At 62.6% G+C, this 22,353-nt stretch carries 21 protein-coding genes; 15 read left to right on the top strand and 6 right to left on the bottom strand.

Annotation, left to right across the window (positions count from 1 at the left end):
• The coding region (locus EOA13_RS25795) for a hypothetical protein (protein ID WP_206535312.1) at positions 1-651 on the top strand (651 nt) is incomplete at its 5' end.
• A gap of 82 nt (positions 652-733) precedes the next feature.
• On the opposite strand, the gene EOA13_RS25790 is transcribed toward EOA13_RS25795, so the two are convergent.
• The 4 genes from EOA13_RS25790 to EOA13_RS25775 all read right to left on the bottom strand — a co-directional run bounded on the left by EOA13_RS25790 (position 734) and on the right by EOA13_RS25775 (position 5,989).
• Positions 734-2,194, bottom strand: a complete 1,461-nt coding sequence (locus EOA13_RS25790) for a nucleotidyl transferase AbiEii/AbiGii toxin family protein (RefSeq protein ID WP_127296432.1) — start codon at positions 2,192-2,194, stop codon at positions 734-736.
• A complete protein-coding gene (locus tag EOA13_RS25785; RefSeq protein WP_245490478.1) occupies positions 2,191-2,907 on the bottom strand; it encodes a type IV toxin-antitoxin system AbiEi family antitoxin in 717 nt (238 codons plus the stop codon). Before EOA13_RS25785 ends, EOA13_RS25790 begins: the two co-directional genes overlap by 4 nt.
• A 609-nt stretch (positions 2,908-3,516) precedes the next feature.
• Positions 3,517-4,305, bottom strand: coding sequence for an NYN domain-containing protein (locus tag EOA13_RS25780; RefSeq protein WP_206535311.1), 789 nt, complete (start codon positions 4,303-4,305; stop codon positions 3,517-3,519).
• Between the two features lie 781 nt (positions 4,306-5,086).
• Positions 5,087-5,989 (bottom strand): GNAT family N-acetyltransferase, encoded by a 903-nt coding sequence (locus EOA13_RS25775; protein WP_127296429.1) that lies wholly within the window; start codon positions 5,987-5,989, stop codon positions 5,087-5,089.
• A 243-nt stretch (positions 5,990-6,232) separates the two neighbouring features.
• Between EOA13_RS25775 and argE the strand changes: the two genes are divergently transcribed.
• The 6 genes from argE (at position 6,233) to EOA13_RS25745 (ending at position 12,810) form a co-directional block, all read left to right on the top strand.
• Positions 6,233-7,357, top strand: a complete 1,125-nt coding sequence (argE, locus tag EOA13_RS25770) for an acetylornithine deacetylase (protein WP_127296428.1) — start codon at positions 6,233-6,235, stop codon at positions 7,355-7,357.
• A gap of 12 nt (positions 7,358-7,369) precedes the next feature.
• The gene (locus EOA13_RS25765) at positions 7,370-8,293 is read left to right on the top strand and encodes a glyoxylate/hydroxypyruvate reductase A (RefSeq protein ID WP_127296427.1); all 924 of its coding nucleotides are present in this window, start codon (positions 7,370-7,372) and stop codon (positions 8,291-8,293) included.
• 23 nt (positions 8,294-8,316) lie between these two features.
• Positions 8,317-8,670 carry a cupin domain-containing protein gene (locus tag EOA13_RS25760; protein WP_127296426.1) on the top strand — a complete coding sequence of 118 codons (354 nt, stop codon included), beginning with the start codon at positions 8,317-8,319 and terminating at the stop codon, positions 8,668-8,670.
• A gap of 147 nt (positions 8,671-8,817) precedes the next feature.
• Positions 8,818-10,281 (top strand): aldehyde dehydrogenase family protein, encoded by a 1,464-nt coding sequence (locus EOA13_RS25755; protein WP_127296425.1) that lies wholly within the window; start codon positions 8,818-8,820, stop codon positions 10,279-10,281.
• 10 nt (positions 10,282-10,291) lie between these two features.
• Positions 10,292-11,335, top strand: a complete 1,044-nt coding sequence (locus EOA13_RS25750; RefSeq protein ID WP_127296424.1) for a tartrate dehydrogenase — start codon at positions 10,292-10,294, stop codon at positions 11,333-11,335.
• Between the two features lie 17 nt (positions 11,336-11,352).
• A complete protein-coding gene (locus EOA13_RS25745) occupies positions 11,353-12,810 on the top strand; it encodes an NAD-dependent succinate-semialdehyde dehydrogenase (protein WP_127296423.1) in 1,458 nt (485 codons plus the stop codon).
• A gap of 33 nt (positions 12,811-12,843) precedes the next feature.
• Here the strand turns inward: EOA13_RS25745 and EOA13_RS25740 are convergent, their stop codons facing one another.
• Positions 12,844-14,118 carry an FAD-binding oxidoreductase gene (locus EOA13_RS25740; RefSeq protein ID WP_127296422.1) on the bottom strand — a complete coding sequence of 425 codons (1,275 nt, stop codon included), beginning with the start codon at positions 14,116-14,118 and terminating at the stop codon, positions 12,844-12,846.
• 17 nt (positions 14,119-14,135) lie between these two features.
• On the bottom strand, positions 14,136-14,804 hold the full coding sequence (locus tag EOA13_RS25735; RefSeq protein ID WP_127296421.1) for a haloacid dehalogenase type II: 669 nt from the start codon (positions 14,802-14,804) through the stop codon (positions 14,136-14,138).
• On the opposite strand from EOA13_RS25735, the gene EOA13_RS38025 reads away from it, so the two are divergent.
• The 8 genes from EOA13_RS38025 to EOA13_RS25700 all read left to right on the top strand — a co-directional run.
• Positions 14,803-14,943: a hypothetical protein gene (locus EOA13_RS38025; RefSeq protein WP_164780328.1), complete on the top strand. Its 141-nt coding sequence runs from the start codon at positions 14,803-14,805 to the stop codon at positions 14,941-14,943. The two genes, EOA13_RS25735 and EOA13_RS38025, sit on opposite strands and share 2 nt — an antisense overlap.
• Positions 14,944-15,124: 181 nt before the next feature.
• Positions 15,125-15,961, top strand: coding sequence for a GNAT family N-acetyltransferase (locus EOA13_RS25730; RefSeq protein WP_127296420.1), 837 nt, complete (start codon positions 15,125-15,127; stop codon positions 15,959-15,961).
• Between the two features lie 14 nt (positions 15,962-15,975).
• Complete coding sequence (locus EOA13_RS25725; RefSeq protein WP_127296419.1) at positions 15,976-17,349, top strand: aspartate aminotransferase family protein; 1,374 nt, start codon at positions 15,976-15,978, stop codon at positions 17,347-17,349.
• Between the two features lie 237 nt (positions 17,350-17,586).
• Entirely contained in the window at positions 17,587-18,309 is a 723-nt protein-coding gene (locus tag EOA13_RS25720) for an HAD-IA family hydrolase (RefSeq protein WP_127296418.1), read from the top strand.
• A gap of 64 nt (positions 18,310-18,373) precedes the next feature.
• Entirely contained in the window at positions 18,374-19,984 is a 1,611-nt protein-coding gene (locus tag EOA13_RS25715; protein WP_127296417.1) for an ABC transporter substrate-binding protein, read from the top strand.
• Positions 19,985-20,072: 88 nt separating this feature from the next.
• Complete coding sequence (locus EOA13_RS25710) at positions 20,073-21,023, top strand: ABC transporter permease (RefSeq protein WP_127296416.1); 951 nt, start codon at positions 20,073-20,075, stop codon at positions 21,021-21,023.
• Positions 21,024-21,025: 2 nt separating this feature from the next.
• On the top strand, positions 21,026-21,871 hold the full coding sequence (locus EOA13_RS25705; RefSeq protein ID WP_127296415.1) for an ABC transporter permease: 846 nt from the start codon (positions 21,026-21,028) through the stop codon (positions 21,869-21,871).
• On the top strand, positions 21,868-22,353 hold a 486-nt coding region (locus EOA13_RS25700), incomplete at its 3' end, for an ATP-binding cassette domain-containing protein (RefSeq protein WP_127296414.1). The genes EOA13_RS25705 and EOA13_RS25700, both read left to right, overlap by 4 nt.

Below are 22,353 nucleotides of genomic sequence, written 5' to 3'. Positions count from 1 at the left end.
ATAGTAGCGAGCCTCGCGATGCGCGCAAAATCAAGCCCCGCCGCGACCAAGAAATTGCGGTCCCTGGCGACACTCGCTCAATATCCGCTTCGTCTGGAAGGTGCCTACCCCTGCCTCCTCGATCTGGGCATTGTAACGGTGGATGCTGCCACGAAGGGGCTGCGAGCGTTGATCGGAAGTGGCGATGAGACCGATGTGCTGGTTCTCTCGGCCCTGCTAGATCAGATTTTCTGGTCGAAAGGCTGCGACGCCGACTTTGAAGCGGCACTCTGGCCCGAGATCGCGCAGGTGGTAGTGGTGCGAGCGCCTTCACCATTAATGTCGGCCCTTCGGTTCTTGGCATCCGCAATGCGCAAGGAGCCGGCGCGAGTGCCAGCCAAAATCGATGACGTATTGAGCATCGGCCTCGCACGGATCCTCGAAGAAACCGAGATGACCGGCCCGGCTGAGCAACTGCGCTACGACCCATTCCTCGCGAGGTATTTTGGCGCCGCTTTGGTCAGCGCGATGGACCGAAACAACCGCGGCGATCCGGCCATGCGCGCCGCCTGGTCCAAGGCGATTGAGAGCGATCCCTTGCCGGATACGCGCCGTGGCCGGGCAAGCGCGTTTCGTGAACACAAGGTTGGAGGCGATGCGAACGAGGATTGATGCGGAGAATGGCACAGCGTTGGCTTCATCAATCAACATCACCGGCCAGCGAGCATTACCGAACCCGGGGCGTTTCCGGCAACTAGTATTTCGTTGTTACATACGTACCAAACGTGCCGTAGCATTCGTAACCTGTCCGATTGTTCTTGTGCGTGTTCAAAGTCGCGTCGTAGCTCTTTTTGTTGAAAGTCTTTCCGCAGACGGAGCACCTGAAGACGTAGGTTGGGCCATTTGCCGCCGTGAAACCCGAGCTTCGGGTCGATCGAAGAGCGGGCAAACGCCGAACAACTGGCGCGCGGCGCACCGCGAAAATTGCTCCTGAACCCGAACTCGCAGTCCGTGGAATGCTTTGAAGGCCAGATGGCGTAAGTTCAATTGGGTAGCGCGGTGCGAAGGGCGTCTGGATGGCTTTGACCCCAAGAATGCTATCGACGAGATAACTGCGCGGCTGCCCGTTGTCTGCGCGCACCGCCATGAGCAGCACGTCTCCTGCCTGCGAGCGGCGGAGGGAGTAAGCTTCGATTGCGCGTGTGGAACGGTTGCCTTGCTTGTCCCGGTAATCGATTTCTACAAGCAGCCGGTTAGCCGCAGCGAAGCGGATCATCTCAATGTAGGTTTGGCCTCGAACGCCCGCAGGCAAACTGATGATGCGTTCACGGATGAGCGTCTCACCAGCGCCGATAGGCATCGCCGCGAGTGGTTGCGTGACGGCGCCTTCGAGCCAGGCGAAAATTTCCGGGAGCGCCCCCCAGAAGATCGCGACCGGCAGGAGCGCCGGGAGCTGGTGCTGCAGCATGTGAATCCAGCCCGATTCAAGATCCGTGCGGTGCGGCTCGAGGTCAGCTATGCGCGGAATTTCGATGCCCTTGAATTCACATTTGGCGCGCAGGACTTCCATAAAGCGCTGCGGGTCAGGGCGTGCCTCGGCATTTCTGTAGAGGTGCACGACGTCATAGAGGTCGCGTGGGCGTGTCCGCTCTGCGAGCGCCCGGAATTTTTCGGCGAAGGCCTCGACGTAGTCATACGCCAAGACCTCAATACCGTCTTCTGGAACGTCGCTGTACGGGTGGAATATCTGCGCGCGGACAGGCGGTAGAACGACACGTTCGTCAGCAGTCAGGTCGAGTTTTATGCGCGGAAGCGCGTGGGTTGATGAGACAGGCCCCTTATAGCTGATCTTACCCTGACAAGAGATTTGTCCACGGGGATTCTGATAAACCTCGAACTCTTGCTTGTCGGCTGGAATCTCGATGCCGGTTTGTTCGTAGATCCATTCACCGATTTCAGAAAACGTGCTCTTCAAAAAGTCGGCGTCGAGTTGGTCGGGCTTGATAAGCGTAAAATCGAGATCTTCGGAAAAGCGATAGGTCTCGAAGAAACATTTCTTCAGGCACGTGCCGCCCTTGAACACCCAATTCTCCACGAGATCCTCGTGTTGGTAGATACCGGCGAGCATCCATCCGAGGACGTAGTCCTTCTCAACGACATGTGGCGTGAGGGATGTCTGCTGGGCGATGGCGAGGATTTCGCGCTTTTCGATCATGTCTTTCCCTCGCGAGCCCAGCTCGGGGGAACGCGCAGTCGCCATTTTGTCACAACGTGCGGCCCATCCTGAGCGGGGTCGAGCTTGGCGTGGCCGCCGCTGAGATGGTGTTCGCAAAGGCGCGCCAGCGCCGCTCCTTCGGGGGAGCGTTCCGCAAGAAAGCCCAGGCGCTTGAAAACGGCACCATTGGCGAGACGCACCGCGTACTCGATGAGCTTCTCGTCGTCGCGGTCGCCACGGCGTAGGTAGGCAGCGAGGCAATCGGCCAGGTGCTGGATTCCGCCGCCGATCGCTGGGTCATCCAGCATATCGATGATCGTACGGTGCACGTCCGATACGGGCACACGCGTCTGATGGCGCCAGACGCTCTTCGTGCCAAAGAGCTTCCGCTCATCGATGTGCTTCAACGAAAAAAGCGTGCCGTGTCTCTCTTGGCGCTTCTGCCGCACAGCCTGTGCGGTCATCACGAGTATGTCCTTGAAGATTTGTTCGGTGAGGTCCCAATGCTCGGCCGCGGTGCGACCCCCGATATAGGCTGGCGCGAAGAGCGCGGGGACGAGCACCCAAGGATCATCAAGGACGCGATCCGACCCCATCGTATCAATTGACGCTGCAACATAGGCGCCGCGGCCCACCCGGCTCAGCCATCCCTGCTCGACCCAGCGCGACAATCGCTGGGCGGCGGCGGTGCGGTCGAGTTGGAGCGCAGCCACTACATTATCGACGTGAATTACGTCACCCGCCGCGGACAGCACACGGACAAGTTGGGAACGACCTCGGGGAAGACGGGGAGGACTTTTCGCCATTTGCGTTAATTAGCAAAAACTGCGAATTTTTGCAACTAAAGCAATGAAGCTCAGTGGTTCCTGTACCTCTCCAATTTCGCGATAAGTGCGAAGTAGAGCGAACAGAGCAATAGGCAGGAGACCGGGCCTTCAAAACGCAAAAGATCGCCCCGGCTAGACCGGGAGTGTTATTGATTTATGATAGAATTGGTTGCGGGGACGCGCTTGAGATAGGTCGCGACTGACCTCCTCATCGAGCCGCCCGCGGGAGACGCACCCCTAAGCCGCTTCGGGGCGGGCGACGAAAATCTGATACAGAGATACGTTTGTAAATAGACACCACATTCTCGGCTTTGACCGGGTTGACGTAGTTAGCCCATACTCGCATCAGCTTGCGGCGCTTCTCGACGGCAACCGGACTGCGATACCCAGAGGAGAGATGTAAGCTTCGGCCTGTCGTTGGTAGTGGCGCTGGAATGCAAGAAAAGCGCACGCCGGCGCCTTTGCCATCAACGGCAATGATGGAATTTCTTATCCCTATCGGCTCGGCAGTGGTGAGCGGTCCTTGTTCCGCTTGTCTGCGACGTAGCTCTGCCCATTCTCCATCTTCATTATGTCGAAGAGGCCCGTCGCCGCGAAGAGTGCCGGAAAGTTCTTGACCCCATAGTTTCGTGGATCGATGGGCGCCTGTCGCTTCGCTGCGCTTCCTGCCGATGACATAGCTGCCCATCCATCGTCTTGCGCCGTGGCTTCCACAGCGCCACGCAGGATCGTCACGAGGGTCGTATCTTGCGACAGAGATTTGCCCGTTCGCTTGTCGGCCGACTTTTCGGCGGGCGTTTTAGATTTGGCCGCCGATTCCGCTTTGGTCTTTGGTTTCTCGCCGGGGGCTTCGGGAGTTGTCGGTTGCTCAGCATCGTCCAGGCTATCGAGGTAGAGGAAAGTCGTGCAGGCATTGATGAAGGGAGTGGGCGTGTTGCGTTCCCCAAATCCGTAGACTTCGTGTCCATTGGCCTTCAACTGCATCACTAATGGTGTGAAATCGGCGTCGCTGGAAGCCAAACAGAAAGCGTCAAGCTTTTGCGTGTAGAGAAGCTCCATTGCATCGATCACAAGCGCAATATCGGTGGCGTTTTTGCCGGCCGAATAGGTGAACTGTTGAATGGGCCGAATTGCAAAATTGTGCAGCTTGTCTTTCCAGTTCCTGAGATTGGCGCTTGCCCAATCGCCATAGGCGCGGCGGATATTGGCCGTGCCGTATTTTGAAAGTTCCGCCAGTATCGCTGCGATCTTGCCGTGGGACACATTGTCAGCATCGATGAGCAAGGCGATTCGCCGATCAGATCTGGTTCGCGACCTGTCCTCATTCTCCATTCGATTGTTCGCCCTCCCTGCGCATCTTCATTGATAGCATCTATGTGCGATGTGCGCACGATTGTGGTTCAAGCAGCGCCCTCGGGTGCACTGCGAGGGGCAGTTGGTCTATCGAGCCCGTGGAGGCCCTGCCACCTAATTTCGATCGATCTTCGGGGCGGCGTTACGGTTATGCAGAGCGCCGGCGATAGCAGAAGAGTGCTTCTTCGATAGTGGGTCTCACGATGTAGCGGTCTAGCGACTCGAACCCCCGATTGTGAGCGGACGCCTCCATGATCAAGTCTGTCCCACGGCGTAACCGGACGTACCAATATCTTCATCAGCACGTGTAATTCGGCTGGAGTAAGACAGAAGTTCGAAAGCTTCCAGGAACTCGATGGCCAATTGTAGACCGTCTGACGTACGGCTCTCCGTTGGCTAGGGGGTCGTTCGGCAGTTCCTAATTCGTGCGGCCATATATCCGACCTGTAGGCGCGGCCTTTCGTGTGCCACTGGCCACATGCCATCCGCGCGGCTCAGGTCCAAATCGTGAGCTCGCCACTCGAGGTGCACGGCCCATAGGGTTTTCCTGCTTCGGCGCTATCAACCGGCTTGGTGCATTAGCTCCTGCCCGCCCTTTGCAACCTCGTCAGCGATCGCTCGCCTTTGGCTCGGTTTAGGCGATGAGCGGCTCCTGTAGCGCTCGCCGTTCGCTGGGCCTGAGACCCAAGAGAACGGTTCGGGGGAGACTGAATTACCCAAGAGTTTGACTGGCTAGTGCATAGGTCGTCAGGGTAGTTGCACCGCCGATGACAAAATCGGGGAGGCGTCGACCCAGCGACATGGTCAGCACCGTGTCGTAAACGGGCAACCCGATATGCGACAGAAAGGCGGCGAACTCTCCATTGTCCATATGGGTGTCGATCCGCAGGAAAGACCCCGAACGATCGGCCACGTGCGGCCGGACGATCGCCACGGCGTCGGCGTCGGTTTCCGCGACCACCGGCCCCACGACATGGCCCCGGCCGAACGGCCGGCAGAGCGCAAAAGCGTTCAGCGTATCGCCCTTGAAGAGACCATAGCCGGCCGAGTGTGCGAAAAGCCTTTCGATGAGCGCCGCCCGCCTCACGCCAAACGCTGCCGCATCGAGCGCGATCGCGGCGGGAATATCGCTTGGGCTCAATCTGCGGATATCGCCTCGAATACCTGCCGCCCCAACGCTCGTTTGCGCACGGGCGATGCCCTGGCATTGGAAAACGGTCTTCTCCGGCTGGAAGCCGAGCGAGAGATAGAGCCGCCTTGCCGCGCGCGTTGCGTTGAGGCGCAGATCGCGGCCGACGACGTTCTCGAAGACCCGCTTCATCAACCATTGCCCCGCCCCCAGCGTCTGGAGTCGCGGTGAGGTGATGACCATGCCCACAGTTGCGAAATCGGTACCGTGTGCGAACCACATGGCCGAACCGAGGACCCGGCCGATCTCGTCGAGCGCTACGAACCCCTGTCCCGATTGGCGCACGAATTGCCAGTCTTCGGCGCGATGCGGCCATCCCACAGAGAGCGAGAGCGCGTGCAAGCGGTCCAGTTCAACGCCTTCGATGTCGCCAATCCGCATCGAGAAAGTATCAATTTTCAAGCTTCCGGACGGCTTCAATTCCATGCCCCTGAAAGATTATCGTACTCGAGGCGACGCACCGATGGCCGCCCTCTTCCCCTGCCAACGCTAAACAAGCGGACCGGTACGATTTGCTCGAAAGCCGCGCGGCAACGCTAGATTCAACTGAAACACTTCCGCTTTCGGCACGCAATCGCGAATGAACGCGCACATCCTCTCTCGAAATCGAGCAGCATACGGTCGACGGCACTGATCCCGGCGAACCCGAAAACTACCTTGAGGGCTGGAATGGGCGTCTTCGACATCCTCGACCGTCTCGTCGCCTTTCCATCGGTCGCCGGCAAGCCGAACGGCGATATCGCCGGCTGGATCAAGGCCTATCTCGTAAAACACGGAACCCAGGTCAACGTGCTTCCAGGGCCGGAAGGCGATCGTTCCAATCTGTTCGCGACGATCGGCCCCGCCAATGTCCCGGGCTATATCCTGTCCGGCCACATGGACGTTGTTCCCGCCGGCGAGCCGCAATGGAGTTCGGACCCTTTTGCGCTGCGCAAGCAGGGCGAACGGCTCTACGGACGCGGCACCACGGACATGAAGGGATTTCTTGCCGCCGTGCTCGCGGCCGTGCCCGCACTGGCGGGACTGGGACTTGCCAGGCCGATCCACCTCGCCTTCTCTTATGACGAGGAGGTGGGATGCCGCGGTGTGCCGCATTTGATCGCGCGCCTTCCCGAACTTTGCGCCAAGCCGCTCGGCGTCATCGTCGGCGAGCCGAGCGGCATGCGCGCCGTGCGCGGCCACAAGGGCAAGGCGGCCGCCCGCGTGACCATCAATGGGCGCTCCGGCCATTCCTCGCGGCCCGATCTCGGGCTCAACGCCATCCATGCCATGGCCGGTGTGCTGAGCGTTGCCGTGAACGAGGCAGGACGGCTGACGCACGGCCCGTCCGACCCTGCCTTCGAGCCGCCCTACTCCTCGCTGCAAGCGGGCGTGGTGGCGGGCGGACATCAGGTCAACATCATCCCAGACACCTGCGCCCTGGACCTGGAGGCGCGCGCTATACCTGGCATCGACCCGGCGAGCCTGCTGGCGCCTGTAAGGGCGCGTGCGGAGGTCCTTGGAGCCGATGGCTTTCGCATTGAATGGACACCGATGAGCGCCTATCCGGCGATGTCGCTGCCGCCGGATGCGCCACTTGCGGGACTGCTGCATGCCTTGACCGGCGAGGTGCCGCTTGCCGCCGTCAGCTACGGCACGGAGGCCGGACTTTACCAGGCCGCCGGATTCGATGCGATCATCTGCGGCCCCGGCGACATCGATCGCGCCCACAAGCCGGATGAGTACATTCTCACCAGCGAACTCGCCACCTGCCAGCGATTGATCGAGGCGCTGGGCGCCCGTTGCGCGACGTGAAGGAGAGCCGGAATGACATTCCTGTTCAATTCCGATGCGCACCGCGGGGCGGTCTTCGCCGATGCCTTCGCAAGAGAACTGCCGGACGTCCCCTTCACGATGGATACCGCAACGGTCGATCCCGACGCCGTGCGTTACCTGATTAGCTGGACCGTGCCGGATAACCTCGTCCGCTACCGGAACCTGGAAGTCCTGTTTTCGATCGGCGCCGGCGTTGACCAGTTTCACCTCGATGCGGTGCCTGCGAACGTGAAGATCGTGCGCATGATCGAGGAAGGCATCGTGCGCATGATGCAGGAATATGTGACGCTTGCCGTGCTCGCGCTCCACCGCAACCTGCCAGCCTACCTGGCGCATCAGCGCGCCGGCGAATGGGCAGATATCGCGCAGCCGCAGGCCGGGTCGCGACGGGTCGGCGTGCTCGGCCTCGGGCAGCTTGGCCAAGCCGTCCTCGACCGGCTGAAGCCCTTCGGCTTTCCTCTCGCCGGCTGGAGCCGCTCGCCACGGCAGATCGAAGGCGTGACCGGTTATCATGGCGAGCTTGGGCTGGAGGAGCTGCTCGCGACGAGCGACATACTGGTGTGCCTGCTGCCGCTCACCGAGGATACACGCGGTTTCCTGAACGCCGACCTGTTTGCGAAGCTGCCCAAGGGCGCAGCGCTCGTCCACACCGGCCGGGGGCCGCAGCTCGACCATGAAGCCCTTCTTGCCGCGCTCGACCGCGGCCACCTTTCGGCAGCGATGATCGATGTCACCGATCCCGAACCGCTGCCCCCGAGCCATCCCTTCTGGTCGCATCCGAAGATCATCCTGACCCCGCATATCGCGAGCGTCACCCAGCCTGCGACGGCTGCGCGAGCCGTTATCGAAAACATCCGCCGCCACCGCGCCCGGCTCGACCCCATCGGGCTCGTCGACCGGTCGCGCGGCTATTGAAGTCCAACCAGAAAGGCCATCCCTTGTCCCTGCTCAAGACCGTCGATACCAGCCCTGCCGCCCCGCCACGCGAATCCAGGGCGCTGCCCGAACGGCTGATAGCCGGCAACCCTGCCTTCAAGACCTGGGCGCAGGACGCCGCCAAGGACGATCTCGTCCACACCGGCGTCTGGGAAGCGACGCCGGGCGAAACGCGCTCGATCAAGGGCGAGACTTTCGAATTCTGCCACATCCTTACCGGCGTGATTGAAATCACGCCCGATGGCGGCGTGCCCGTGACCTACCGCGCCGGCGACAGCTTCGTGATGAAGCCTGGCTTCACCGGTGTCTGGAAGACCATCGAAACAGTGCGCAAGATCTACGTGACCGTCGGATAACGCAACCCGCCTGAGGCGCTTGCCCGCAACAGATTTTGCCGTCCCTCATCGCCAGCACGCAACAATCATCCGCGACCGATCGCCGAACGGTGCATGCTGCGCTGCCGCCCGCGCTAGGCTCCTGCAGAATATTCCAGAGTGGGTGCCATGGGCCTGACCTTCGACCCGGATACCGTCTCCCTTCCCGTCGGCCATTTTATTGGCGGCGAGCTGATCGCAGCCGAGGCTGTGATCGAGATGCATCGACCGTCGGACGGCAAGGCTTATGCCGCCTGCCCTGTGGCTGGCTCAGACATGGTCGACCGTGCGGTGGAAAGCGCCAAGGCGGCCCTGAAGGCCAGCAATTGGGGTGGTGTTCGGCCGCGCGAACGGACGAAGGCACTCCAGGCCTGGGCCGACCTGATCGAGGCGGAGGCAGAAACGCTGGCCAGGATCGAGGCGCTGTGCTCGACGCGGCCCGTCGGCCAGCTCGTCGCCGGCGACATCGCCATAACCGCCGAGCAGATCCGCTTCTTTGCCGAATTCGCCGACAAGGAGGGCAGCGAGCTTGTGCCGACCGACGACGTCACCCTCGGCATGATCATGAGCGAGCCCTATGGCGTGGTCGGCGCGATCACGCCCTGGAATTTCCCCGTCTCGATGGCCGGATGGAAGCTTGGTCCGGCATTGGCTGCGGGCAATGCGGTCGTGCTGAAGCCATCGGAAATGACACCCTTTTCGGCAGTCTATATGGCGCAACTCGCCGTCAAAGCGGGCCTGCCGGCAGGGCTCATAAACGTGGTGCTGGGAGACGGTCCGACGACCGGCACGGCGCTGACCGGCCATCCCGAGATCGCCAAGGTCTCTTTCACCGGCTCGACCCGAGCCGGATCGGCGATCATGGAGAATGTCGCCCGCACCGGCGTCAAGCCGATGACGCTGGAGCTCGGCGGCAAGAGCCCGCAGATCGTCTTTGCCGATGCCGATCTGGACAAGGCGGCGACGGCCATCGCCGGCAGCGTCACCTTCAATGCCGGCCAGGCCTGCGTCGCCGGCACCCGCCTGATCGTCGAGAAGAGTGTGGCCGACAGGCTGACGGCCGCCATCCTGGTGAAGATGAAGGCGGTGCGGCCAGGCCCGACCTGGGACGAGGCGACGCAGTATTCGCCTGTTATCTCGGAGCGGCAGCGGGCGCGCATAGACAGCATCGTGCACTCCGCGGTCGAGGCCGGCGCCGAATGCCTGACCGGTGGCAACGTCATGGACAGCCCCGGCTATTTCTACGAGCCGACGCTGATCGCCAGTGTCGATCAGGCCAATCCGGCAATCATCGAGGAGATCTTCGGCCCGGTCCTGACCGTGCAGACCTTCGAGACCGAGGAAGAGGCGCTGGCGCTGGCCAGCCATCCGACTTACGGGCTGGCTTCCGGCCTGTTCACCTCCGACCTCTCCCGCACCATCCGCTTCGCGCGCAAGCTTGAGGCCGGCACTGTCTGGGTCAACCGCTACAGCCGCTCGCGCGACCATATCCTGCCGACCGGCGGCTACAAGCGCTCCGGCATCGGCAAGGACCTCGGCCGCGACGCCTATCTTGCCAACCGCAGGACCAAGAGCGTCCTGGTCAGCCTCTAGAGAGATGCCGATGAAATCCTATTCGATCGCGCTGATCCCCGGTGACGGCATCGGCAGCGATGTGACCGCCGCCGCCTGGACGGTGCTGGAAACGGTGGCCGGAAACTTCGGCTTTGCCTTGACCGGGACCGAATTCCCCTGGTCCTGCAAATTCTACAAGGAGACCGGCCGCATGATGCCCGAGGACGGCATCGAGACCTTGCGCGGCTTTGACGCCATCCTGCTCGGCGCCGTTGGCTGGCCGGCGGAGGTGCCGGATTCCGTTTCGCTGCACGGGCTGCTGCTGCCGATCCGCAAGGCGTTCGTGCAATATGCCAACATCCGGCCGCACCGCCTGCTGCCGGGCGTGACCGGCCCGCTGCGCGCGGAAAGTTTCGACATATTGTGCATCCGCGAGAACACCGAAGGCGAATATTCGGGTGCCGGCGGGCGCGTGCATCAAGGCACGCTTGACGAGGTCGCCGTGGAGACCTCGATCTTCACCCGCGCCGGCGTCGAACGCATCCTGCGCTTCGGCTTCGAGCAGGCGCGGTCGCGTCGGCGCAAGCTTGCCTCCGTCACGAAGTCCAACGCGCAGAAATACTCGATGGTGTTCTGGGACGAGATCACGCGAAAACTGGCTGTGGAGTACTCTGACGTTGTCGTGACCAGCTATCATGTCGACGCGCTCGCCGCGCGCATGATCATGGCACCAGAGAGCCTCGACGTGGTCGTCGCCTCCAACCTGTTCGGCGATATCCTCACCGACATCGGCGCGGCGATCCAGGGCGGGCTCGGCTTCGCCGCCTCGGCCAACATCAATCCCGACCGCTCGGCGCCGTCCATGTTCGAGCCGGTGCATGGCTCCGCGCCCGACATCGCACATCTCGGCATCGCCAACCCGATCGCCACCATATGGTCCGGCGCCATGATGCTCGACCATCTCGGCGAAAAGGCCGCCGCCGACCGGGTTATGCAAGCGATCGAAGCGACAACCGCGCGCGGCATTGGAACAACTCCCGGCAAAGACAGCACGAAAGCCATCACAGCCGCCATCGTCGCGGCGCTCACATGATTGCAGGGTCGTATCCGATGAAAAGCCTGAAAGACGAAAGTCTGTTCCGCGAAGCCGGCCTGATTGCCGGTAACTGGATTGCTGCCGGCTCCGGCAAAACGGTCGATGTCCTGGATCCGGCGACCCAGTCGCCGATCGGCACAGTGCCCGACATGGCCGGTCCGGAGACCCGCGCGGCGATAGAGGCCGCGGCTTCCGCCTTTGGCGACTGGAGGAAGAAAACCAACGCCGAACGCGCTTCGCTGCTGGAAGCATGGCATGGCCTGATGCTCGCGCATCTGGACGATCTGGCGCTGATCCTGACGACCGAACAGGGCAAGCCGCTGGACGAGGCCAAAGGCGAGATCCGTTACGGCGCGTCCTTCGTCAAATGGTTCGCCGAGGAAGCACGCCGCATCAACGGCCACACCATCCCCTCGCCCACGTCCGATCGCCGCATCATCGTGCTGAAGGAACCGGTCGGCGTCTGCGGCATCATCACGCCGTGGAATTTCCCCAATGCGATGATCACCCGCAAGGTCGCGCCGGCATTGGCGGCCGGCTGCACCGTGGTGATCAAGCCGTCCGAGTTCACGCCCTATTCGGCGCTGGCGCTCGGCGTGCTTGCCGAACGCGCTGGCATCCCCGCCGGCGTCATCAACATCGTCACCGGCATGCCCACGGAGATCGGCAACGAGATCATGGCGAACGAGGCCGTTCGCAAGATCTCCTTCACCGGCTCGACGCGGGTCGGTTCGCTGCTGATGCGCGGCGCGGCCGACAGCGTGAAACGGCTCAGCCTCGAACTCGGCGGCAACGCCCCCTTCATCGTCTTCGACGACGCCGATCTCGATCTCGCCATCGAGGGCGCGCTCGTCTCGAAGTTCCGCAATGGCGGCCAGACCTGCGTCTGCGCCAATCGCATCCTCGTCCAGGCCGGTGTCTACGAAACCTTCGCCAGGAAGCTCACCGCCCGCGTCAACGCCATGACGGTCGGACCCGGCACACAGCCCGGCGTCGCCATCGGGCCGATGATCAACATGGCGGCGGTCGAGAAAATCAACCGCCACGTCGAGGATGCGCTGGCCAAAGGTGCAAAGATCATCACGGACCGGCCGGCCTTGCCTCGCGGTCCGCAATATGTCGCGCCGCTGGTGCTGACTGGCGCGACTCGTGAGATGCAGCTCGCGGGCGAGGAAACGTTCGGCCCGGTTGCGCCGCTTTTCCGCTTCGAGACGGAAGCGGAAGCGATCACGCTGGCCAATGGCACGCCCTACGGGCTTGCCTCCTACTTCTACACCGAGAACCTGAAACGTGCCTGGCGCGTTGGCGAGGCACTGGAATTCGGCATGGTGGGCTTGAACACCGGCTCAGTCTCGATCGAGGTGGCCCCCTTCGGCGGCGTCAAACAGTCCGGTCTCGGGCGCGAGGGGGCTCAGGCCGGCATCGAGGAATATCTCGAGATGAAGAGTTTTCACATCGGCGGGCCCAGCTGAGGCGGTTTTTGCCGAGCCGGGCCGGTTCGACGATCACTGAATCCGGTCGAGCGCCTTGTAGTAGAGGCCGACCATCGGCAGGAACCAGGGCTTGCCGGAGTAACCGGGAATGGACGGCCATTCGAGCCCCTTCAGCGGATTGCGGTCCTCGCGGCCGAGCATGGCATCGGCCAGGATCATGCCAAGATGGGTGGAAAGCTGCGCGCCGTGCCCGGAATAGCCCATCGCGTACCAGACCCCGTCATGAAAGCCGGCGCGCGGAAAGCGGTCCTTGGTCATGTCGACCAGCCCGCCCCAGCAATAATCGATCTCGACCTTGGCGAGTTGCGGAAAGATCGCCGCGAGGCCTGCCCGCAATATCTCTCCGCTCCTGGCGTCGGAGCGCTGGTCCGATGTCGCCGAAAAGCGTGCGCGGCCGCCGAAGATCAGGCGCTTGTCGGGCGAAAGCCGGAAGTAGTTGCCGATGTTCATCGAGGTCACGCATGTCCGGTTGCCCGGCATGGCGGCAGTGATCTCGGCGTCGCTCAACGGCCGCGTGGCGATGATGAAGCTGCCGACGGAGATGATCCGGCGGCGGAAGTAGCCGAAGTCAGGCGTGGTATAGGCGCCGGTCGCCACCAGCACATTGTCGGCGCTGATCCGGCCACGTGAGGTGGTCAGCTCATGCCTGCCGCCGGCCTGCTTTCGGTCGGTCACCGCAGCGTTCTCGTGAATGACGGCACCGTGGCGGGTAGCGGCCGTGGCGAGACCCGCCACATAGCGGCCCATATGCATCATGGCGCTCTTCTTCGACAGCATCGCGCCGTGGAAGGGTGAGCCAATCTCGGATTTGAGCTCGGCCGCCGACAGCAGCGCGGTATCGGGATCCACTTCGGCATGGAGGGCTTCGAAGTTGCGGGCGATCGCGTCAAAATGCTGTGGCTTTGAGGCGAGCTTCAGCTTGCCGGCGCGGCGGAAATTGCAGTCGATGCCTTCTTCGGCGACCAGCGCTTCGATGGTGTCGACGGAGTCGTCCAGAGCGCGATAAAGCGCGATTGCGCGGTCCTTGCCGAGCTCCGCCTTGGCGGCGAGATACCCATGGGCGAGGCCGTTGTTGAGATGCCCGCCATTGCGGCCGGATGCGCCCCAGCCCACGCGCTGCGCCTCCAGCACGGCCACCTTGGCGCCGGCCTTCGCCAGTCGGTGCGCCGCGGCCAGACCCGTGAAGCCGCCGCCGATGATGGCGGCATCGTAATGCCCCTCGACCGGGCCTTGCGCCCCGCCGGAAAAGACCGGGGCGGTGTCGTGCCAGTAGGAGACGAATTTCATTGGCAATCCGCCTGTTTCTAAAGACCGACCACGCCTGCAAGACCCGAAATGTCCGATATCTCGACATAGCCATAGTACGGGTTGGCCGGTTCGTGGCCGCGATTGACCCAGACCTTGTTCTTGATGCCGAGATCGTGGGCCGACATCAGGTCGTAGCGGAAAGAGGACGAGCAGTGAAGAACGTCCTCCGGGCCGCAGCCCAGCCTGTCGAACATATATTCGAAGGCCTGGAAACGGGGCTTGTAGGCCTGCGCCTGCTCAGCCGTGTAGACGGCATGGAACGGCGCGCCGAGCTTGTCGACATTGGACATGATTTGCGCGTTCATGGCGTTGGAAAGGATGACCAGCGGAATTTCCTTGGCAACCTTGGCCAGGCCGGCCGGAACGTCGGCATGCGGCCCCCAGGTCGGGACGCGCTCGTAGATCATCCCAGCGTCGTCGGCGCTGAAGGCGACACCGTTGCGCTTGCAGGTGCGCTCGAGCGCGTTGTGGATCACATCGGCATAGGGCTTCCAGTCGCCCAGAATCTCGTCGAGGCGATACGCCGCGAAGTCCTTGATGAACTGCTGCATACGCGGCTCATCGAGCCGGCTGCCATAGAGGTCGCGCGCCGCTTCCGCCATCTGGAAAAAGGTCAACGTGCCGTAGCAGTCGAAGGTGATGTATTTGGGTCTGAAGGAAGCCATGTCCGTCGATCTCCGGTGGAAGCACATCCGTGCAGGGATGTATTTCATCATAGGACGGCAGGTGGCGATCCACCTGACCGAAATCGCCCTCGCGAAAGCAGAAAGTTCCGTATCCGCTATCTGGTTTGGCACGCTGTAGCATCTGGTTTGCCGATTGGGGCGCCGCGCGCGGCGTGAGGCGCCTCCGCTGCGCAGAGCGCCAGCACAAGATGCGGCGCACCGCCTGCGCTACGGCGAAAGATACCGTCCAAGCCAAAGCCTTCAGATGATCTGTGGCGCGCCGATGGTCGAAACTTGGGCAGCAGACGGAAGGATGCCTCATGCAGCAGGGCGACATCGAACTCCAGGTCTTCAGGCCAGACCATATCGAGGGGGCCGTAGTGCTTTCTCGCCAGGAGGATTGGCCGCATCGTGCGCAGGACTGGCGGATGGCGCTGCAGCTCTCGAGCGGTGCGGTCGCGCTCGACGACCAGGGCCGCGTCACCGGAACCATCCTGGTAACGCCCTATGGCACGGATTGCGCTATGATCAACATGGTGATCGTCGACAGGAATGCGCGGGGCAAGGGGCTTGGGCGCCGGCTCATGGATCAGGCCTTCGTCCTTGCCCAGGACCGCCCGTTGCGGCTCGTCGCCACAGTGGACGGCATGCCTCTCTATGAAAAGCTCGGCTTCGTGCCGTCTGGTACGATCCTGCAACATCAGGGCAGCGTTGCCAAGCTTGGTGCGCCCGACGGCGTGGAAGCTGCAGGCGCCGCCGACCTGCCTCAAATCAAAGCGCTGGACCGCGACGCCTACGGCGCCGATCGTGCAGCTCTGATCGATGCGCTGGCCGAGCGCGGCCAGTTCGCGGTCATTCGCCGCAACGGCATCGAGGCCTACGCCGCGATCCGCCCGTTTGGACGCGGCGAGGTGATCGGTCCGGTCATCGCAGGAAGTATCGAGGAGGCGAAGGCCCTGATCGGCTTCTTTGCCGCGTCGCGCCCCGGTGCCTTCCTGCGCGTGGATACCGGCAGCGGGAGCGGCATTGCCGGCTGGCTCGAGGACATCGGCCTCGCCCATGTTGGCGGCGGCGTGGCCATGGACCGTCCACCCAAGTCCGTCGCGGAACAGGCCAGGCCAAAAGTTTACGCCCTCGCCAACCAGGCGCTCGGCTAGTCCGGAGGATAACAATGCTCGCCAATTCCCTGATCGAACTCGACCGCGCCCATCTCATCCATCCGGTCTCGTCCTATCGCGGCCATGAGGCGCACGGCGTGCGCGTGCTGAAATCGGCAAAGGGCGCGACTGTGACCGATGCGTCCGGCCGGCAACTCGTCGACGGTTTTGCGGGGCTATGGTGCGTCAACGCCGGCTATGGCCACGACAGCATCGTCGAGGCCGCAGCCCGGCAGATGCGTGAGCTTCCCTATGCCACCGCCTATTTCGACCTCGGCTCGGAGCCGGCCATCCGGCTCGCCTCGGAATTGGCCGAGCGCGCGCCAGGCGACCTCAATCATGTCTATTTCACGCTCGGCGGGTCGGATGCGGTCGACAGCACGATCCGTTTCGTCCGCTACTACTGGAATGCCAAGGGCCAAACGCAACGCGACCAGTTCGTATCCATCGAGCAGGGTTATCACGGGTCGTCGGTGGTCGGTGCGGGCCTCACCGCACTCCCCGCTTTCCACGCCGGTTTCGGTATCCCGTTCGAATGGCAGCACAAGATCCCTTCTCCCTATCCCTATCGCAACCCGGTGGGCGAGGACGGCAACGCGATCATCGCCGCATCGCTCGGCGCGCTGAAGGCCAAGATCGAGGAGCTCGGACCGGAGCGGGTCGCTGCCTTCTATGCCGAGCCGATCCAGGGCTCGGGCGGCGTCATCGTCCCGCCAAAGGGCTGGATCAAGGCCATGCGCGAGCTCTGCCGGGAGTACGGTATCCTGTTCATCGCCGACGAGGTGATTACCGGCTTCGGCCGCACGGGCCCTCTGTTCGCCTGCACGGACGAGGACATCGTCCCCGATTTCATGACGACCGCCAAAGGGCTGACGTCGGGCTATGTCCCTATGGGCGCCGTATTCATGTCCGATCATGTCTACGATGTCATCGCCGATGCCGCAGGCGCTTCGGCGGTCGGTCATGGCTACACTTATTCCGCCCATCCCGTCAGCGCCGCAGTCGCACTCGAGGTGTTGAAGCTCTATGAAGGCGGCCTTCTGGAGAACGGCATCAAGGCCGGCGCTCGCCTGATGGCAGGACTGGCTGGCTTGAGCGACCACCCTCTCGTCGGTGATGTGCGCGGTCGCGGCATGCTTGCCGCGATCGAATTGGTGGTCGACAAGCAGAAGAAGACGCCGCTTCCCGCGGCAGCCATGCCGGCGCGGCGCATCTTCGACAGGGCGTGGGACAACGGCCTGATCATCCGTGCCTTTGCGCATGGGGTTCTCGGCTATGCCCCGCCGCTCTGCTGCACCGACAGCGACATCGACGCGATCATCGAGCGCACGCGCCGGACGCTCGACCAGACGCTGGACGATCCCGATGTTCGCCAGGCCCTGGCATGACGGGCGACGAATACCACGCGTTTCGAAATAGCGCCGGGATAGAGGATTTCGCAATTTTGTGCCGCGGTTCCGCGCCTTTTCGGCGAATCCAGCGCGGGGGAAGTGCCAGACTGCAGTTAAGACAAGGCCAGAAAGCTCAAGTTTCCGGGCTTTTGAAAAATGGCCAGCGCCCCGACAGCACGGAATTTTGTTCTGTTCAACTCATGCAATTCGGCCGCGCGCAGAGGAGAGCCAGTCTTGCCCAAGGGCTTTAGCGAATTCAAGTACATGACCTTCGACGTGGTCGGCACGCTAATCGACTTCGAAGGCGGTATAACGACCTGCCTGGCCGGGATCGCAGACGACGCTGGTGTTTCCTTCGACAGCGAGGCCGCGCTGGCCCTGTACCGGCAAGCCCGCTACATGCCCGATGCGGGCCTGTTTCCTGACGATCTCTCACGTGTCTATATGGTCATCGCGTCACAACTCGGCCTGCCGGCCGCGGAGAAATATGGCGCCCGCCTGCGGGACTCGGCCCGCGCCTGGCAAGGCTTCCCTGACAGCGCGGCGGCATTGGCCGAGCTTGCGAAATCGCACAAGCTGATTGCCATGACCAATGCCCGGCGATGGGCGCTCCGACATTTCGAGAAGCAGCTCGGTTCGCCCTTCTTCGCGACCTTCACCGCTGACGACACCGGCACCGAGAAACCGGACCCGGCCTTTTTCCAGAAGGTGTTTGATTTTGTGGCTTCCCGGGGCGACAGCAAGCACGACATCCTGCACGTCGCCCAAAGTCAGCACCACGACATCGGCATATCCCGGGCGCTTGGCATGACCAACTGCTGGATCGAGCGCCGGCACGCCCAGAAGGGCTATGGCGGCACGATCGAGCCCGAGCGCTTCACCGTGCCGGACCACCACTTCACCTCAATGGCCGCGTTGGCGGCGGCCGTGCGGGAAAGCCTGAAGGAACGAATCTAAGCCCAAGCCCCGGAAAGCCGCGACAAGACGAGTATCCCGGGAACCAATCAGAAAGGGGAATACCATGACCGACAAGATCACGAACTGGACCGGAGCAGACGATGCAATGGTCGAAAACGCCATTCGGCGGGGCGCGAGCCGCCGCGAACTCCTCAAGATGCTGCTGGCCGGCGGCGCCGCGATTGCCGCGGGCAGCGTGGTGCTCGGCCGCGCCACCAATGCCGTCGCCGCCGAGCCGGTTTCCGGCGGAACGTTCAAGGCCGCCGGCTGGTCGTCATCGACCGCCGACACGCTCGATCCGGCAAAGGCATCGCTCTCCACCGACTATGTCCGCTGCTGCTCGCTCTACAACCGCCTGACCTTCCTCGACAAGGACGGCGTCACGCAGATGGAGCTGGCTGAAAGCTTCGACAGCAAGGACGCCAAGACCTGGACGGTGAAGCTGCGCAAGGGCGTCACCTTCCACGACGGCAAGGCCCTCACCGCCGACGACGTCGTCTTCTCGATGAAGCGCCATCTCGATCCGGCGGTCGGTTCCAAAGTCGCCAAGATCGCAGCCCAGATGACCGGCTTCAAGGCAGTCGACAAGTCGACTGTCGAAATCACGCTCGCCGATCCGAACGCCGACCTCCCGACCATCCTGGCGCTGCATCACTTCATGATCATCGCCGATGGCACCACCGACTTCTCCAAAGGCAACGGCACCGGCGCCTTCGTGCTGCAAACCTTCGAACCCGGCGTGCGTTCGGTGGTCACCAAGAACAAGAACTACTGGAAGTCGGGCAAGCCCTATCTCGACTCTTTCGAATTCATCGCCATCAGCGACGACAGCGCCCGCGTCAACGCCCTGCTTTCAGGCGACATCAATTTCGCCGCCTCGATCAATCCGCGCGCGATGAAGCTCATCGGCGGCCAGCAGGGCTTCGAACTGTCGAAGACGACCTCGGGCAACTACACGGATCTCAACATCCGGCTCGACATGGATCCGGGCAACAAGGCCGACTTCGTGGCCGGCATGAAATATCTCGTCAATCGTGAGCAGATCGTCAAATCGGCATTGCGCGGCCTTGGAGAAGTCGGCAACGACCAGCCCGTCTCGCCGGCAAACATCTTCCACAATGCCGACCTGAAGCCGAAGGCTTTCGACCCCGACAAGGCCAAGTTCCATTTCCAGAAGTCAGGTTTGCTCGGCCAATCCATCCCGGTGATCGCCTCCGATGCGGCGACCTCGTCCATCGACATGGCGACGATCATCCAGGCCGCCGGCGCGGAGATCGGCATGAAGCTCGATGTCCAACGCGTCCCGTCCGACGGCTACTGGGACAATTACTGGCTCAAGGCACCGATCCATTTCGGCAACATCAATCCACGCCCGACACCGGACATTCTGTTCTCGCTGCTCTACGCCTCCAACGCGCCTTGGAACGAAAGCCAGTACAAGTCCGAGAAGTTCGACAAGCTGATGATCGAGGCGCGCGGCTCGCTCGACCAGGCCAAGCGCAAGGAAATCTACGGCCAGATGCAGACCATGGTCTCCGAGGAGGCCGGCACCATCATCCCGGCCTACATTTCCAACGTTGATGCCCTCTCCAGCAAGGTGAAGGGTTTGGAGGCGAACCCACTCGGTGGCATGATGGGCTACGCAATGGCGGAATATCTCTGGCTCGAAGCCTGAGAGGCGCCTGCCAGGGACCGGACAGCCAGTCCCTGGCACCTTGATTGCGCAACATGGCTTGGCCGAACGCAACCGCAGGAGCGCTTCCATGACGTCTGGGGTTCTAAACCTCGTGTTGAAGCGGCTGGCAATCGCGGTCATCACGCTTCTGATCGTCCTGTTCGCCGTTTTTTTCGCCACCAGCATGCTGCCCGGCGACACCGCGTCGATCCTGCTCGGCCAGGCGGCGACACCCGAAGCCGTGGCCGGCCTGCGCGAGGCTATGCATCTCAACGATCCGGCAATCCTGCGCTTCCTGCGCTGGCTTATCGGCCTGCTCCACGGCGATCTCGGCACGTCCTATGCCAACGAGATGCCGGTCGCGGCGCTGATCGGCGGGCGCTTCGTCAACACCATGGAGCTCGCCGGTATCACCACGCTGCTCTCTGTGCCGCTGGCACTGACGCTGGGCATCACCTCCGCCATGTTGCGCGGTTCCCTCTACGACCGCACCGTCACCATTCTTTCGATCGGCGTCATCTCCGTGCCGGAATTCATGGTCGCGACGCTGGCGGTCCTGCTTTTCGCCGTCTATCTCAAATGGCTGCCGGCGCTGTCCTCGGTCAATGAGGCGCATACGCTGACTGACCTCGTGCGCATCTATGCCATGCCGGTGATCACGCTCACCTTCGTCATCTCCGCCCAGATGATCCGCATGACCCGCGCCGCGGTGATCGAAACGCTCTCCACGCCTTATGTCGAGATGGCGCTTCTCAAAGGCGCCTCACGCGGGCGCATGGTGCTCAAGCACGCACTTCCCAATGCGCTCGGGCCGATCGTCAACGCGGTTGCGCTGTCGCTGTCCTATCTGGTCGGCGGCGTCATCATCGTGGAGACGATCTTCAATTATCCCGGCATCGCCAAGCTGATGGTCGATGCGGTCGCGACCCGCGACTTGCCGCTGATCCAGAGCTGCGCAATGATCTTCTGCCTCGGCTACCTCTTGCTCATTACGGTCGCCGACATCATCGCCATCATGTCCAACCCGAGGCTCAGGTAACAATGGCGCGCGTGGCAGCTTCCCGACGGTCATTTCTGGGCCACAGCTACAATCTCGTGGGCGTCGTGGCCTCGCTCGTCATCCTGGCTTGGACGCTGATCGCCATCTTCGCGCCCACCATCATTCCCCATTCGATCGGCGACATCGTCGACGACGATTATTTCGGCCCGATGCGTCAGGGCCTATGGCTCGGCTCGGATTATCTCGGGCGCGACATGCTCTCGCGGGTGCTGATGGGCGCACGCTATACCGTCGGCATATCGCTCGCCGCCGTCGCCATCGCCTGCTTCTCCGGCGTGATGCTGGGGATGATTGCGGCGGTCACCGGCGGCTGGCTCGACAGCTGCCTCAGCCGCTTCCTCGATGCCATGAACTCCATTCCCAGCAAACTGTTCGGCCTTGTCGTCGTCGCCGCGGTCGGCTCGTCGATCCCGGCGCTGATCCTGACGCTCGCCGTCATCTATATCCCCGGCGCCTACCGCTTCGCGCGAGCGCTCGCCGTCAACATCAACAGCATGGACTTCATGACCGTCGCCCGCGTCCGCGGCGAAAGCACCGCCTATCTCATCGGGTCCGAGATCCTGCCCAACATCATACGCCCGGTGCTGGCCGACTTCGGCCTGCGCTTCGTCTTCATCGTGCTCTTGCTCTCCGGCCTGTCCTTCCTCGGCCTCGGCCTGCAGCCGCCGCTCGCCGACTGGGGCGCGCTGGTGCGCGAGAACATCGGCGGCCTGCCCTTCGCGGCACCGGCCGTCATTGTTCCCTCGCTGGCGATCGCCAGCCTCACCATCAGCGTCAACCTGCTGATCGACAACCTGCCGCAGAAGATCAGGGACAGGGACGCATGAGCAATCTCGTCGAGGTCAGGAACCTGAGGATCGAGGCGACGACGGATTCGGGTCGTGTGGTTGAAATCATCAAGGGCGTCAGCCTCGACATCGCCGATGGCGAGATCGTCGCCCTGATTGGCGAGAGCGGTTCCGGCAAGACGACGATCGCGCTCTCGCTGATGGGCTATGCGCGGCCTGGCTGCCGGATCACCGGCGGCGAGATCAATGTCAACGGCAAGAACATGGCGGCACTTTCCGAAAAGCAGCGCGCCAAGTTGCGCGGCACCGACATTGCCTATGTTCCGCAAAGTGCCGCAGCCTCCTTCAACCCCTCGTCCACCATCATGGAGCAGGTGATCGAGGTTACGCGCATCCACGGGCTGATGCCGCCCGAGCAGGCGCGAAAGCGAGCGGTCGAGCTGTTCCGGGCCTTGTCGCTGCCGGATCCGGAAGGGATCGGCGCGCGCTACCCGCACCAGGTTTCGGGCGGGCAATTGCAG

It is taken from the genome of Mesorhizobium sp. M7A.F.Ca.US.011.01.1.1 (assembly GCF_003998295.1).
Lineage (GTDB): Bacteria > Pseudomonadota > Alphaproteobacteria > Rhizobiales > Rhizobiaceae > Mesorhizobium.
This window is presented reverse-complemented; position numbering and strand designations above follow the sequence as displayed.